At 71.1% G+C, this 15,932-nt stretch carries 7 protein-coding genes; 5 read left to right on the top strand and 2 right to left on the bottom strand.

The window, feature by feature from the left end; translation table 11 throughout:
• Both ACPZVR_RS06355 and ACPZVR_RS06350 read right to left on the bottom strand, forming a co-directional pair.
• On the bottom strand, positions 1-626 hold a 626-nt coding region (locus tag ACPZVR_RS06355; protein WP_436698726.1), incomplete at its 3' end, for a DUF222 domain-containing protein.
• Positions 627-722: 96 nt separating this feature from the next.
• Positions 723-989, bottom strand: a complete 267-nt coding sequence (locus ACPZVR_RS06350; RefSeq protein WP_436698725.1) for a helix-turn-helix domain-containing protein — start codon at positions 987-989, stop codon at positions 723-725.
• A 101-nt stretch (positions 990-1,090) separates the two neighbouring features.
• Between ACPZVR_RS06350 and ACPZVR_RS06345 the strand changes: the two genes are divergently transcribed.
• The 5 genes from ACPZVR_RS06345 (at position 1,091) to ACPZVR_RS06325 (ending at position 15,907) form a co-directional block, all read left to right on the top strand.
• On the top strand, positions 1,091-1,825 hold the full coding sequence (locus ACPZVR_RS06345; protein WP_436698724.1) for a hypothetical protein: 735 nt from the start codon (positions 1,091-1,093) through the stop codon (positions 1,823-1,825).
• A gap of 7 nt (positions 1,826-1,832) precedes the next feature.
• Positions 1,833-3,044 (top strand): CpaE/TadZ family protein, encoded by a 1,212-nt coding sequence (locus ACPZVR_RS06340; RefSeq protein ID WP_436698723.1) that lies wholly within the window; start codon positions 1,833-1,835, stop codon positions 3,042-3,044.
• A gap of 26 nt (positions 3,045-3,070) precedes the next feature.
• Complete coding sequence (locus tag ACPZVR_RS06335) at positions 3,071-3,316, top strand: hypothetical protein (protein ID WP_436698722.1); 246 nt, start codon at positions 3,071-3,073, stop codon at positions 3,314-3,316.
• Positions 3,313-3,660 (top strand): type II toxin-antitoxin system PemK/MazF family toxin, encoded by a 348-nt coding sequence (locus ACPZVR_RS06330; protein ID WP_436698721.1) that lies wholly within the window; start codon positions 3,313-3,315, stop codon positions 3,658-3,660. Before ACPZVR_RS06335 ends, ACPZVR_RS06330 begins: the two co-directional genes overlap by 4 nt.
• A 127-nt stretch (positions 3,661-3,787) precedes the next feature.
• Complete coding sequence (locus tag ACPZVR_RS06325) at positions 3,788-15,907, top strand: Kelch repeat-containing protein (RefSeq protein ID WP_436698720.1); 12,120 nt, start codon at positions 3,788-3,790, stop codon at positions 15,905-15,907.
• The last annotated feature ends 25 nt before the right edge of the window (positions 15,908-15,932 follow it).

The raw sequence follows: 15,932 nt of genomic DNA, 5'->3' as shown, positions 1-15,932 counted from the left end.
GTGCCGTAGCCGGTGACCTTGACCCCGCCGCGGCCGTCCTCGGCGAAGCGGAGGTGGCGGGCGTGGTGGGCACCGCGTTCGGCCTTGGCGCGTTCCTTGTCCGCGTCGACGATCTGTGCGTCGGGGTCGAGGTCGCGGACCACGTCGCCGAACGCGGTCTGCAGATCGGATGCGTCGTGGTGGTGGGCCTCGACGAGGTCGAGCATTCTGGCGGCGACGGCGGTCCGGAACTGCGGAACCCGGGGCAGGGTGTGCACCTTCGTCGCGATCGCGCGGGCCTGGGGCAGGGTGACCCGGCCGGACTCGAGGGCGGTCTGGACCTCGGGGAGGTCGCGGAGTTGCTCGACCGCGCGGACCAGTCCGCCGCCGGTGCCCTTGTGGCCGCCGGTGAGGTGGGTCAGATAGTCCTTGGTCGAGGCCCATCCGAGTTCGCGCACGACGTCGGTCGCGTCGAGTCGGGCGATGCCGCGCAGCAGTGCCGCATCGAGGAGCGCTCGTGCGGTGGTGATCGCCTCCACGCCGGCGACCGCGTCGGGTCCGGACAGCGAGTCCCAGTCGCCGCCGGCGAGGTCCCGGGCGCGCTCGGCCACGGCCGTGGCCGTGTCGAGCGCTCCCGGAGAAGTCATGCGCTCATCCTATCGAACATATGTTCGAAGTCAAGCCCGGTTCCGCCACGCTGGTGACGCGGAACCCATCCGTCGGGCGACGCGGGGACGGCCGGGTCACAGGCCTCGCGGTGGAGTCTCGGCCTCCGTCTCGCTGTCCTCGAAGGGGTGTTCGGCGACGTACCGCTCCGTCTGGCGGTACTGCTGGGCGATGTACTCCTCCAGCCGACTGCGCTCGACCCGCCACTGGCCCCGGCCGCCGATCTTGATCGCCGGCAGCTCGCCGCGCCGGACCAGCGCGTAGACCTGCGCACTCGAGGTGCTGAGCATCTCGGCGACGTCGGCGAGCGTCAGGAAGCGGGGTCCGTCCTGGCTGTCGGGCATGGGGCCATCGTCGCATCCGGGGCCGACCGACGACGTCAGCGGCACTGCGTGCCTGTGGAAGAAGGGGTGACGTTCGCGGCAGTGCCCGGCATGATGACCCGGTGACTCGGGATCTCGGGAGTTCGACGGGCACGCCTGCGCCACCACTCGCCCAGCGGGTGGTCCGTCCGGCCTGGCGTGACCCCAGGCTGTGGTTCGGCGTCCTGCTCGTGGTGGGCTCGGTCGTCGTCGGGGCTCGGCTGCTCGCCGCCGCCGACGACACGGTGACGGTGTGGGCGATGACGGGGCACCGCGGCGCCGGCTCCCCGGTCGCGGCCGACGAGCTCGCCGTGCAACGGGTGCGCTTCGCCGACGACGCCATGCTCGAGCGCTACTTCGCGGCGGACGAGCCGGTGCCCGACGGCCTGGTCCTGGTCCGCGCGGTCGGCGAGGGTGAGCTCCTGGCCCGCTCGGCCGTCGGCGCCGCCGAGAAGGAGGCGGTGCTGCGTGTGCCGATCGAGGTCGATCCCCATCGCGTGCCACCGGACGTCACGACCGGCTCCGTCGTCGATGTCTGGCTGACCGACGGCTCGGGCTCCGGTCGCGGAGCCGAGCCCCGTGCCGGTCCCGACGCCGCTCACGGCGCCGGTCGGGGTGTCGGTTCGGAACGTCGCGACGACACCGGCCCGGCGCTGAGCGGCGTGACGGTCGTGGCCGCTCCGGCGTACGACGACACCTTCGCGGTCACCGGTGCCCGGCAGCTCGTGGTGGCCGTCGACGACGAGGGGGCTGCGGAGTTCGAACGCCTGCTCGGCGGCCTGCAGGACCCGGTCATCCGGATCCTCCAGCGATCGTGAGGCGCCCATGCCGCGGGTGATCGTCGTCCTGCTGGTGTCCTCGGGCGCGGCCTGGGAGTCGAGGGCGCTGACCGCGCTCAACGAGCACGCGGGCACGGTGCTGCTCCGGCGCTGTGTCGACGTCGCCGACCTGCTCGCGGCAGCGCACGCCGGCGAGGCCGATGTCGCCGTCGTGGCGGCCGACGTCCCGGGACTCGACCAGAGCGCGGTCGACGACCTGGACCGGCACGGCGTCCGCGTGGTCGGGGTGGCGACGGACCCCGAGCTCACCCAGCCCCGTGCGGCTCGGATCGGCATCGCCACGGTGGTCCCCGCCGACCGCGCGGCGGAGCTGGCCGACCTGATCGTCCGGCTTCCCGCCGATGCGAGCGAACCGCCGTCGCCGTACGACGCGCGGCCCGTCCCCGACACGGCGCCATCGCGCCCGGTCGGGGGACCGGCGGGCCGGGTGCTCACGGTGTGGGGCGCCGGTGGCGCGCCCGGCCGCACGACCGTGGCCAGTGGCCTCGCCGGTGAGCTGGCCCGGCGTGGCCTGACCACCCTCCTGGTCGACGCCGATCCCCACGGCGGCGCGGTCGCGCAGCAGCTGGGGATCCTCGACGAGGTGTCGGGCCTGCTCGCCGCGGCGCGACTGGTCGGTGCGGGCACCCTGGGGGAGCGCTTCGCCACCGCCCAGCGCCGCCTGTCCGACCAGCTCCGTGTGCTGACCGGTCTGCCCCGCCCGGATCGCTGGGCGGAGCTGCGCCCCGGCACGCTCACGGCGATCGTCGAGCGCGCCCGTCAGGACGGACAGGTCGTGCTGGACACGGGATTCAGCCTCGAGCCCGACCTCGGTGAGGTCACCGGACGCCCCGAGCGCAACGGCCTGACCCGGGAGGCGGTCGAGATCGCCGACGAGCTGGTCCTCGTCGGCGCCGCCGACCCGGTCGGCCTGGCCCGCCTGGCCCGCGCGCTCACCGAGGTGCACGAGCTGCTGCCGGAGCCGCGCGTGCGCGTCGTGGTCAACCGGATGCGTCCGACGCTCGGCTGGCGCGAGGCCGACGTCGTCGCGATGCTCGCCGGGTTCGGTGCCCCTCTCGACGTGCACTTCCTGCCCGACGACCAGGCCGCCGTCGATCGCGCCCTCGTCGCGGGCCGCCTGCTCGTGGAGACCGGTGACGGCGCCCTCACGCGTGCGATCGCGGGCGTGCTCGACGCGATCGCAGGCGTGCCCGCATGACGGTCATACCGCGTTATACTGGCAGGGTGAAGACCGCCATCTCAGTGCCCGACGACGTCTTCGCGCGTGCGGAACGGGTGGCCGCGCGGCATGGGATGAACCGCTCCCAGTTCTACGCGGCGGCAGCCAGCAGGTATGCAGACGAACTGGAGTCCCGCGACGTCACTGCCGCCATCGACGCGGTGGTCGACCAGGTCAACGCCGACGGCTCAACCAGGTTCGCCGTGGAGGCGGGAGCCCGGTGGGCGGCCGGGCTGGAGGACGCGTGGTGAACCGTGGCGACGTGCACTGGTGCGACTTCGCGGACCCGTCCGGCAGTGCCCCGGCCAAGCGACGCCCGGTGCTGGTGATCCAGTCCGACGACTACAACCGGAGCCGGCTCGCCACCACGATCGTGATGGCGCTGACCTCGAACACCGCACTGGCCACCATGCCCGGCAACGTCTTCCTCCCCGCGCCGGCCACCGGCCTGCCGAAGGACTCGGTCGCCAACGTGACGGCCCTCGCGACCGTCGATCGCCGCGATCTCGACACCCGTCCCGTGGGCAGGGTGCCCGACCACCTCATGAGCGAGGTGGACAGGGGGACCCGAGGGGTTCTCGGCCTGTCCGGCTGACCGCCTGGGGCCCCTGGATCCGGGACCCTGGTCTTGGCGAGGCCCGTAAAAAATAGCTCCGATGAGCTATGGCCATCCCGTGGACCGTGACGTGTGATCAACACCTCAGCGTTCCCGGAGGTGGGGCATGGCAGAGCACAGAACGGCCCGTCCGATCGATGCTGCGATGCGCTGGGCGCGCCGACGCAGCGGGCTGGTGGCGCTGGTCGTCGCGGCGGTACTGGTCACCTCGGTGGTCGCCGTCGTCGCGGTCACGGCCGATCGGGAGGAGCCGTGGACGCCGTTCGACGTCGCCGGCAAACGCGTCGACACCAAGGCCGATCCGATCGATCCGATGAAGCGCCCGGCGGGCACCAAGGGCGTCGACCTGGGCGAGCCGGAGGCGCCGGTCGACAACGGCCCGGGCCGCGACGAGATCAAGCCGGCGCAGGCGAAGGAGCAGTGCGCCGCGCCGGAGCCGGCCCGGGGACAGGACGCCGCCAAGGGCGCGCTGTCCGAGGTGCTGGCCGGCCTCGCCGACGCCGAGGAGGTCTGCACCTCCTCGGAGACGGGGCAGGCCGAGGACCTGGTGGACGCGCCGCCCCTGGCTTTGGCGGCGGACGCGGTTGCGGCGCCCGCGCCCGCGCCGGACACGAAGGGCGACCGGACGGAGGGGTCCGCGACCGAGACCCCCACCGATGCGCCGACGGACGCGCCGACCGAGGACCCGGGCGCCGAGCAGCCGCCCACGAACGATCAGCCCGACGAGGACGCTCCCACCCCGACACCGACCGAGGGCGCGTCCGGTGGCGGGCGGACCGATGACACGGTGGTGGGCCAGGCCGCCGGCCGCGTCCGGCCCGCCGCCGCCCGCGGCTCCCCGGCCGAGCTCGACCGCGTCCTGACGCCGGTGCCCGCTGTGAGTCGATCGCGGCTGGTGCCGGCGTCGTCGTCTCGGAGGGCAGCGGCGGCGGCCGTGCCGCCGGCGGGGGAGTACCTGTCCCCGAACTGGGTGCAGGCGGCCAACGCGACCCGACCGCCCGCACTGACCTATCCCGCGATGGCGTACGACGAGGCGCGCGACCAGGTGGTGCTCTTCGGCGGCACCCTGACCGCCGGCGGCTACAGCGACCAGACCTGGACCTGGGACGGTGTCACGTGGACCCAGCGGACGCCGGCCACGAGCCCGACGGCCAGGACCCGCGCGACGATGGCCTGGGACCCGGTGGGTCAGCAGGTCGTCATGTTCGGCGGCCAGACCGCGAGCGCCACCCCCGTCAACGAGGTGTGGGCCTGGGACGGCACGACCTGGGCGTCGGTCTCCACGACCGGCACTCCGCCGTCGGCGCGCACCGGCGCGTCGATGGCCTACGACAACGTCCGCGAGGCCTTCGCGGTCTTCGGCGGGCAGACGTCGACGACCACGGTGGTCAACGACACCTGGCAGCTGAAGAACCCCGGGTCCGGCTGGGCATGGACCCAGATCCAGGCCGCCGGGGCGCCCGGGGCGCCGCCGGCCCGGATGGACCACCGGCTCGCCTACTCGGCGTCGACGAGCCAGCTCGTGCTCTTCGGTGGCGCGACGCCGCCCTGCGCCACGGCGTGCTCGATCCTGGGCGACACCTGGACCCTCGGCACGGGGGCGTCGTCGTGGACGTCGCAGTCGCCCACCCACGTCCCGCCGGCGCGCGCCAGCCACGCCATGACGTTCGACCCCGCCCTGGGCGCCGTGGTGATGTTCGGCGGCGCCGACTACAGCGGCAGCAGCCTGGTGCTGCGCGGCGACACCTGGGCGTGGACGGGAGCGGACTGGTCCCAGGCGGTGGGCATCGCCGCACCGACGGGCCGTGCGGGGTCGGCCCTCGCGTCCGGGCCCGGCGGCCAGGTCGTGCAGTACGGCGGGCACGCCGGCGGCGCGTCGTACCTCGACGAGACCTGGAGCTACAACGCCGCGCTCCCCGTCCTCGGCATCGACGTCGAGCGGGCTTCGGACCCGTCGCGCCCCGGCGACAGCATCTGGACCGGTGACACGATCCGGATCCAGATCACGGCCGCGAACGCGGGCGTCGACAGCATCGACGCGAGCGACCAGGTCTCCGTCGTCTCGGCGCTCCAGGAGGACGTGCTGGCCGCCGGCACCGACTTCCGATGGGGAGCGAGCGGGAGCCTCAGCACGATCGGTTCCTGCGGCTCCGGCGTCACGGCGGTCTGTGGGCTGGTGGAGAACCTGACGGCCACGATCGGGAACATCCAGATCCCGCCAGCGGGACTGCGGGTCGGTGAGTTCCTGGCCGCCGTCACCGGTGGGCCGAAGGGCTGCCATCTCATCGACATCCCCGCGATCGCCTCCTCGCTCCTGGGCGGGTCGGCGCCGGTCGCCAAGCCGATCACCGTCTGCGGCGGCGGGCTGGGGCTCGAGGACTGGTGGACCTACGACACCACCGACCTCGGCGGTGGCGGCAGTGCCAGCGTCAACGTCGCCAACGGCAACCTCGTCGTCAAGCAGTACGACACCGAGCCGGTGCAGGCTCCCGGCCAACTCGCCATCGGGCTCGGCCGGGTCTACAACTCCCAGGACCTGATGTCCGCCGGCGGGCCGATCGGTGCCGGCTGGCAGTTCGACGTCGGCGGCACCGGTCCCACGGCCACCGGCTTCGGCATCGCCGGCCTCAAGCTGCCCAACCTGCAGAACGTGAAGCGGCCGCTGTCGATGACCTACGTCGACCGCGACGGCACCCGGCACGTCTTCAAGCTCCGGTCGCTGGGGGCATCGATCGGCAACCTCAGCCTCCCCATCGACCTCACCGGTCAGCAAGGACTGCTGGACTCGATCCTCGGTCTGCTGAACCCGGCGACCCTGCCGTACGCCCTGTCCTCGATCGTCGAAGGCCTCGCCTACACCAACCTCTGTCTCGACAAGGCCTACACCGGCCCTCCGGGATCCAACATGTTCCTGTTCCGCTACATCGGGATGGGCTCCAACAACTGCACCACGCCCGCCCAGAGCGGCGAGCTGACGTTGGGCTGGTCCCTGATCCATCCCAACCGGATGCGCTACGACTTCAACCAGGGCGGCGACCTGGTCCGGGTCACCGATCCCGCCGGCCAGCAGCTCGTCTACGACCCGAGCTTCCAGTACGGCCCGACCGAGATCGTGACGTCGTCGTGCGAGACCGGTGCCGCGTGCCCCAAGGTGACGATCAACTACGACAAGACCCCCCTGTCGACGAACCGGCTCGTCGAGGTGAAGGACACCGCCGGCCGGGTGACGACGTACGTCGTTTCCCGGGATCTCACCCTGCCGTTGCTGCGTGAGGTATGGGAGCCAGGCAACCCGTACACCACGACCGCGGGAGCGCGGCCGTCCTCCGCCTACACCTACGCCTCGGCCGGCAACCCGTGCGCCGGCTCGGTGGGTGGCACGATCACGTCCGGTCAGCTCTGCTCGGTCACCGACGCCAACGGCGAGAAGACCACCTTCTCCTACGTCGAGGCACCCGCGGGTCCGGACCGTATCGCGATGGTCAAGGACCGCCGCGCCAATGCGAGCGGTGGCGACGCCCACGGTCTCGCCACGAAGTACACCTGGACCGACTCGACCAGTCGGGAGAACCCCGGGACCTACCTCGCGACGGCCGACATGGCGGCGCCCGACGACCTCGCTTCCTGCGGCACGACCTGTCACCGGATCCGCTACAGCGACATCGACAGGTGGGGACGTGTCGGGCAGATCGCCGAGGGCACCACCGGCGGGACCAACCCGAACGACCCCGGAAGCGGCCTGTACGCGGCGCAGACGGGCTACTTCTGGGACGGGATGGGGGACGCCGCCGACGGCGCCGGCATCGCCTCGTGCTCCCAGCCGACCGTCACGATGAACCACAACCTGTGCCAGGTCATCCGGCGTGCGGAGCCGACCGAGGAGCCGTTCGTGCCGGGTGAAGTGGGCACCGGGACCGTGTCGGGAGTCGCCGTGCACGACCATGCGACCGACTACCTGTACGGCGACTTCGGCCAGCGACTGCGCGAACGCGTGCTGCTCGACGCCAGTCAGCCGTGGACGGACGCCAACTCCGCGATCACCACGTGGGGCAGCCACGAGCAGTACTTCGACGCGGGGACCGGGCAACGCGCCTTCAACAACCACGTCGTCGGCGAGGGCGAGGTCGAGTCGAGCGCCGGCGGAGGCACCTACCGCCAGGCGGTGATGCAGGACAACCCGATGGCCTATTGGCGGCTCGACGAGGCCAGCGGGACGACGATGACCAGCCAGACCGGGACCAAGCACGGGGTGTACGGCCCCGGCATCACCTACGGCGCGCCGGGTGCGGTGCACGGCAACGCCGCCGTCGGCGAACGGGTCGCGGGCTGGACCGGGCTGGTGTCCCCGTTCAACGGCTTCGCCCACGGGACCTCGGCATCGGGCTCCGACTTCACGGTCGAGACCTGGATGAAGACCGCGAACACCGGCGCCGAGTACGCCTTCCAGTGGGGTGCGTCGTCCACGGCGTACGCCAGCGTCGGCCGGGTCGCCGGCGGGCTGCCGTTCGTCGCGCTCTACTCCAACCTGCTCGCCGGCGAGTCCTTGGTCGTCTACACCCCGACCTCGGTCGCCGATGATGAGTGGCACCACGTCGTGTACCGCTACAACGGCTCCGGGTCCGCCTCCGGGGTGCAGATCTGGATCGACGGCCAGCAGGCACCCACGGTCACCTACTCTGACACGTTGGCCGGTTCGTTCTCCACCGACCTGTCCGCCGGCACCCTCGGCTACTCCGTCAACGCGGGGTCCACCCTCGACGAGGTGGCGGTCTACCCGACCACGCTGTCGGGGGCGCGGATCGAGGCGCACTACAGCGCGGCCCGCGGGGCGACCCGGGTCAAGGCGGACACGCTCTACGCGGTCGTCGACGAGATCCAGGAGCTCTCACCGCGGGGCAACGAGTCGGCCAACGCCGGCAAGTGGGGCGAGTACCTCACCTCCATCCGCCGGGACCTGCCCGGCGACGGCGTGCTCAGCTCGACCAACAAGGTCGCCGGATCGTCGGTGTGCGGCACGGCCGTGCGCGGCAACACCGGCCTGGTGTGCGAGGTCGACACGCCCGCCGCCGAGGGCGTCTCGCGGGGCGTGTGCGCCTCGCCGACGAGCAACCTGCCCGTCGGCAGCCCGACGGCGCCGACCCCGTCGCCGTCGTACGCCTCCTCCTGCACGACCTACGAGTACAACGATCTGGGCCAGCGCACCCTGATGCGTACGCCGAAGGCGAACTCGGCCTCGAGCGCCGGGTCTCTCAAGCCGGCGACCGAGTACCGCTACTACCCGGTGGTGACGACCTGCACCGGCGAGGCACGCAAGGCGTGCGACCTGTCGGGATCCGTGTCCGCCGGCGGCTGGCTCAAGGCGGTCGTCGACCCCGACGGCGAGAAGATCGTCTACGCCTACGACGTCGCAGGCAATGTCGCCCGCACCTGGGACCGCAACGCGGCGAAGGGCAAGGACCTGACGGCAGCGTGGGCCGACGCGACCGCGCCGCCCACGACGCGCTTCGTCGACTCCGTCTCCGCCAACCCGGTGACCTCCGACGCGCTCAGCGTCTCCAACACCGCCCTCGTCGCCATCGCCCCCGACGGCACCGTCACCGGCGCGGGCACCAACGCGAGCGGTGAGCTGGGCGATGGCAGCACGACGAACCGGAAGACCGCGGTCCGTGCCGATCCGATGACGAACGCGGTCCAGGTCGTGCAGACCGCGACGGGCACGTCCTCCGGCTGCGCGGCCACGGCCTACCTCACCGGCGGCGGCGAGGTCTGGACGACCGGCGCCGGCGCGGCCGGTGGCGGCGTGTCCCGGCCCGAGCGGCGCACCGGACTGCCGCCCGACATCATCTCGATCGCCGCCGGCGGCTGCCATCTGCTCGCGCTCGACTCCGAGGGCGGACTGTGGGCCTGGGGCGCCAACGGCTCCGGGCAGATCGGCAACGGCTCCACCGCCTCCGTCGGCACGCCGGTCAAGGTCCTCGACGACGTCTCGACCATGGCCGGTGGCAACCTCAGCTCGCTGGCCGTGAAGACGGACGGCACCACCTGGGCCTGGGGTGCGAACAGCACCGGTCAGCTCGGTCTGGGCGATACGGCGGGACGGACCACGCCGACCCAGGTGACGTCGCTGAAGGATGCCGGGATCCGCCAGGTGTCCAGTGGCTTCGGCTCGTCCTACGCCATCGGGCGCGACGGCACCGTGTGGGCATTCGGCGGCAACGCGTCCGGAGAGCTCGGCGACGGCACCACCACGCAGCGCACCAGCCCGGTCAAGGTCACGACACTCGGTCCTGGCACGGCCGCCGGCCCGGTCCGCCAGGTCGTCGGCGCCAACAAGAGCGCGATCGCGCTCCTGCGCGACGGCACGGTCCGGGTCTGGGGCATCAACAACGCCGGGCAGTCGGGCGGTGGCTCGGCCGCGGCCACGCTGCCGACCCCGACCCAGGTCCCGAGCCTCACCGGGCAGGTCGCGCTCGCCGGCGGCTGGGCGACGATCGCGACAGCCGACCACGCCGGCCGGATCCGGGTCTGGGGATCGACCGCGAACAACCAGCGGGCCGACGACACCAACCCGGCCACCACCGCGACCCCCGCACCGGCCGGGATCGACATCTCGCCCTACCGGTCCGCGCTCTGGGGCGTGCAGGGCAGCCGCGACGCGACCGGCAACCTGGTCACGACCACGATGGACCGCCTCGGTCAGCCGCGTCGCGTCCGCTCCGGTCGTGGCAACGACGTCCTGACCTCCGCCTACGACCGGATGACGGGATACGACGCCGCCGGCCGCCCGGTGACGTCGACAGGGGCACAGCACCGCTCGCCGGGCACCGTCGCCCGGACGACGTACGACGCGTTCGGCAACCCGGTCAAGACGATCGACGCGCGGGGCGTCGCCGCGCGGGCGACCTTCGATGCGCTGAACCGGCAGCTCACCAGCCAGGTGACTCGGACCCCGGCGGCCGTCGCACCCGGAGCCTGCACGGGCACCGCCGCTGCGGCGGACTGGACCAGTGCGCAGAACGGCCATCGGATCTGCGTGACGTCGACGACCTACGACGGCGTCGGCCGTGTGCTCACCACGACCGATGCCAACGGTCAGGTCACCACGACCCACTCCGACGCCGCGGGCCGCCAGCGGCGGGTCGACGCGCCGCGCACCGAGGGCGGCAGCGAGATGCTCACGTCGCGCTGGAACTACGACCGCGAGGGACGGGTCCTCGACGCCTGCTCACCGCGACAGTTCGTGGCGGCAGAGGTCGGCTCGACGCCGAACACGGCGGCCGGGTGCGCCGGCACGGCGGTCCACGCCACCCACTTCGCGTACGACTCGGCCGGCAACACCACGAAGGAGGTCCGGTACCGCGCCGGCGGCGGGAGCCCGGAGGAGCTGGCGACCGGCTACGACTACGACGCGGACGGCAACACGACCGCCGTCACCGACCCCAACGGCAACCGCACTACGACGGCGTACGACTGGCAGGGCCGGCGTACGTCGATGGAGGTGCCGCGACGCGGGACGAAGACGAACACGACCAGGTGGCGCTACGACCCCAACGGCAACGTCACCGCCGTGCTGGCGCCCGGGTCGATCAACACCGGGTCGGGGGCCGACGGTCATCTCGTCGTCGACGGCACCACGCCCTCGGAGTCGACGGACGGCATCGCACACGGCGCGGGCAACCCGTTCCAGATCCCCGACGGTGCGCAGTACCGCGACGTGACCCTTCAGAACGGCGCCTACGTGACGTCGGCCGCGGCCAACGGGCTCCTCTTCTACGCCAGCGGCACCGTGACGGTCTGCGCCACCTGCTCGATCACCGTCGCCGGCAAGGGCTACCAGGGCGGCGCCGCCGGCAGCGGCGGCAACGGCCACGCCGGCGACGCCGCGAATCCCAACCCCGGCAACGGAGGCAAGGGCGGCCGGGGCGGTCTGCTCGGCCTGTCGCCGTCCGGAGGTGGCGGTGGCGGTCACAAGACCGACGGTGGCGCTGCCGGTACCGGTGGCAGCGGTCCCGGCCTGCCCGGCCTGGCCTCGGGCACCCCGGACTTCGCCACGGTGGGCGTGGACTACCTCCTGGGCTCCGGCGGCGGTGGCGGTGGGGGAGGCAAGGCCCTCACCGGTGCCGGCGGCACCGGCGGCAACGGCGGTGGCTATCTCCGTCTGACGGCCGGCCGGATCGTCGTCAACGGCACCATCGATGCGTCCGGGGCCGACGGCGGTTCGGGGACGGGCCAGTCCGCCGGTGCCGGTGGCGGCGCGGGCGGCGGGATCTGGCTGGCCGCGCCCACCATCGAGCTCGCCTCACCGACGGTGCTCGACGTGACGGGTGGCACCGGCGGCACCGCGGTCAGCAACAGGAACGGCGGCAACGGTGCGGAGGGCTATATCCGCATCGATGGCGAGGACGTGACGAACGCGCCTGCCGGCGTCGAGGTGACGCGTGGGGACATGATCACGGCGGTCTCCTATGACGCCGCGAACCGTCCGGTCGACACGATCGAGGGTGCGCAGACGGTGCAGGCCGATCCGGCGCTCGATGCCAGCGCGTATGCGGCGCCGGACGCGAACGGCTTCGAGAACACCCGCACCCGCACGGCGTACGACGCGGATGGTCGGGTGGTGGCGATGCTGCCGCCGCAGGCGTTCAGTGATGTCGCGTCGTTGTCGGCGCCGAATCTGAACACGGCTCGACGGTTGGACTACGACCTCGACGGTCGGCCGGTGGCGGCGTACAGCCCGCGGTACGACAACGCGTCGGGGAGCCCGACCGCCTCGGTCGGTTCGGGCAACGACGGTGGCGGGAGCGTCGACCAGCAGGTCACGCAGTGTGCCACGGGGCGGGTGTTGGACCTGGCGCTGACGGGGTTGTCGGGGTCGGGTGCGGCGTTGCCGTCGGCGTATGGCGCGCAGGTGGGTGTGTGCCATACGCGGACGGTCTACGACCCGGTGGGCAATGTCGCGCGGGCGTGGCTGCCGAGCTCGAGTGGCGGGGCGAGTGCGGGGGATGAGGGCTATCTCGACTACACCTACACCGACGACGGTCTGGTGCAGGAGGTCGATGGGCCCGACCCGGCGTCCGGTGGCCGGGTGGTCGCGGCGACGAATGTGTATGACGGTGTGGGTCGGTTGGTGTCGTCGACGGATGCGAAGGGGAGTGTGACGCGGACGTCGTACTTCGCGGATGGTCTGGTGAAGGAGACCGAGGGTCAGGCCTATGACCCGGATGGTGACGAGGGGCCGTTGCCGTCGCAGGACGAGAGGACGCAGTTCGTCTATGACGGGGCGGGGAATCTGGTCTCGACGGTCAATCCGGAGGGGAAGACCACGGCGCAGGTGTGGACGAGTGACAACCTGTTGGCTCAGATCGAGGCTCCGGGGCCGGGTGGTGGTCAGGGTACGGCGAAGACGAGGTATGGCTACGACAAGGTCGGGAACGCGATCGAGGTGTGGCAGCCCGAGGCGGTGCGTCATGACCGGCCGCCGGTGCGCAACGAGTTCACGAAGGACAATCTGCTGGCGGCGACGCATACGCCGGTGGGGTTGACCGAGCCGACGGCTCCTGAGGTGCCGGTGACGGTGTATCGGTCGGTGCGCTACGACTATGCGCCGGCGGGGATGAAGACGGTCACGCAGACCGCGCGGTGTGAGTCGGACGTGCCGACGGCGTGTGTGCCGGGCTATCCGAAGTACTCGGGTGCTGGTTTCGTGAAGTTGAACTACGGCGCGAACGGTCGGTTGAGCTCGCAGGAGGGGCGTGAGCGTGCGTCGACCGAGACGCCGACGAAGTCGATCACCACGACGTATGCGCAGCATGGTGGTCCGGCTCAGATCAAGGACGAGTCGAGCGGGATCACGATCAATGTCGGCTACTACCTCGACGGGTCGCAGCGGCGGGTCGCGGAGTCCGGTGTGGGTGCTGGTGGCGGCGGGAACGTCGGAAACACCAACACCTACGCCTACAACGGTGCCGGGGCGGTCACGGTCCGCACCGACCGCACGGGTGCGGCTGGGGTCACGGGTGATGAGACGTTGACGACGTCGTATCGGTACAACGATGCGGGGTTGCCGGCGGGGATGGCTTCGCAGGTCCTCGATCCCGGTTCGGCGGGTGGGGTGGTGACGGCTTATGGCTGGGATCAGGCCGGTCGGTTGAGGAGTGCGTCGACGACGACGGGTTCGGGTCTGCATCGGGCGGAGTGGTCGTGGCATCCGAACAATGCGTTGGCGGGTGCGAAGACCACGGCTCGGATCTCTGGTGCTGATGTGGTGGTGGGGAAGTACGAGTACCTGTACGACAAGAACCGCAATGTCACCAAGCAGATCGTGACCAGTGACGCTGGGTCGGGTACGGGTGGCTATGTCAACGAGTACACGTATGCGCCCAGCGAGCAGTTGCTGTCGTGGGATCACCAGGTCACCGCGGGTGGGGGCACGGCGCAGGAGACGTCGTACACGTGGGACAAGAACAGCAACCGGACCTCGGTCACGGTCGACGGTGTGTTGGCGTCGGAGACGTCGTACAACTGGGACAACTCGGTGGCGAAGGTCGAGAGGCCTGGCAAGCCTGATCGGGTCCATGCGTACAACGGGTTCGGGTTGTTGACCGCGGATGGTTGCAATACCTATTCGTATGACGCGTTCGACCGGGTCGAGAAGCAGGTGGCCAGCGGTTCGACGGACTGTGGCAGCAATGGGCGGACCACGACCTATGACTATGACGGGTTGGACCGGCAGCGGATCGTGACGGTGTCGTCGGCGGCGAAGCCGGCTGCGAACCGGGCGACGCGCAGTGTGTTCGACGGGTTGTCGACGAGCCTGGTGGGGCAGGTCGGTGCGGTCAATGGTGACAACGACGGGCCGAGTGTGTTGTACCAGCTCGATCCTGGTGGTGCGCAGACGGCGTATGCGCAGTCTGGTCCGGGTGGGGCGAGCACGGGTGGGAGTACGGCGTTCCTGGATACCGACGGTCGGGGTGATGTCACCGCGGTCACGTCGTTCACCACCGGCAGCGGTGCTCACGCGTTGGCGTGTGCGGTGCGTTATGACCCGTTCGGGACGCCGGTGGATGCGGCACCTTCGGGCCCGTCGAGTCATCCCGACCCGGCGTCGCGGGGTGATGGGAACGGGGTGTGCAAGACCGACAGCCCGGCTGCGGAGGTCACGGGGAATGCGGTCTGGTACCGGGGTCAGGTGCGGGACGGGTCGACGGGGAACTACCAGCTCGGGGTCCGGACCTATGACCCGGGCAAGGCGGCGTTCACCACGCCGGACTCGTATCGGGTGTCGTCCTCGGCCACCGATCTGAGTGTCAGTGTCGACCCGTTGACGTCGAACACCTACACCTACGTCAACGGCAACCCGATCAACCTGATCGACCCCGACGGCCACGGTGCCGTCGACGGCTGGGGCAACGACGTGTCGCCCTGTGTCTCGAACCCTGGTTCATGCAGCCCGACAGGTGCGGCGAAAGAACAGGCCGCCCACAAGGAGCGCGTCGTACGTGAGCAGGACGCGTGGGACGCGGATCAGAAGCGTGCACCGATGTGGTGTCCGAGCGATGGAAGCCCCTGCGGATACGTGGCTGGCCACGGAGACAAGCCCTCCGAGCCGAAGTACCCCAACGCCGTCAAGGAAAGCATGCTGGCGGCCTGCTCATTCGTTCCATTCTTCGGCCTCGGATGCGACAGTTATGACGCCGGGCGAACAGTGAAGGAAGACGGGGTGTTGTCCTGGCAGTTCGGCGCCGCGATGGTCGGATTCGCACCCCTCGGCGACGTGCTGAAGCTTCCGAAGCAATTCGATCGGATCCTGGCCACTAGCAACGACGTCGATGGCGGTGTCAAGTGGGTTGACGAAGGTGGAGACCTACGAGCGGGGCGCCCCTCGATGTCTGAGCGGGCGTACGGCCACCAGTCGGGTGCCCCTGGTGCCCGTTCCAACCCGGCCACAGGTCGTGGTATGGCTCCGCAGTTGGAGATGCCGGGTGTGGACGGAAGCATGGTCACCGCACGCTTTGATGGCGTCAGAGGTTCTGAGATCATAGATCGAAAGTTGAACCCCGTGTTCAGCGCGAAGGCGGTCGCACAGGCACAGCGGCAAGCAGCGGTCGCAGCCTACAACGGCTACCAGGCCGTTTGGGAGCTTCCAACACCGCAGGCGGTAGCTGCCGCGAATCGGTTCATGGACTACGCAAAGATCTCTACGATTGTCATAAGGCAGGCACCCTGATGAACCCGGACCCGTTGGTGAGGAG

The organism is Nocardioides segetis (genome assembly GCF_051390595.1).
Classification (GTDB): Bacteria; Actinomycetota; Actinomycetes; order Propionibacteriales; family Nocardioidaceae; genus Nocardioides.
The sequence above is the reverse complement of the archived record's forward strand: the minus strand, read 5'-3'. Positions and strand labels throughout refer to the sequence as shown.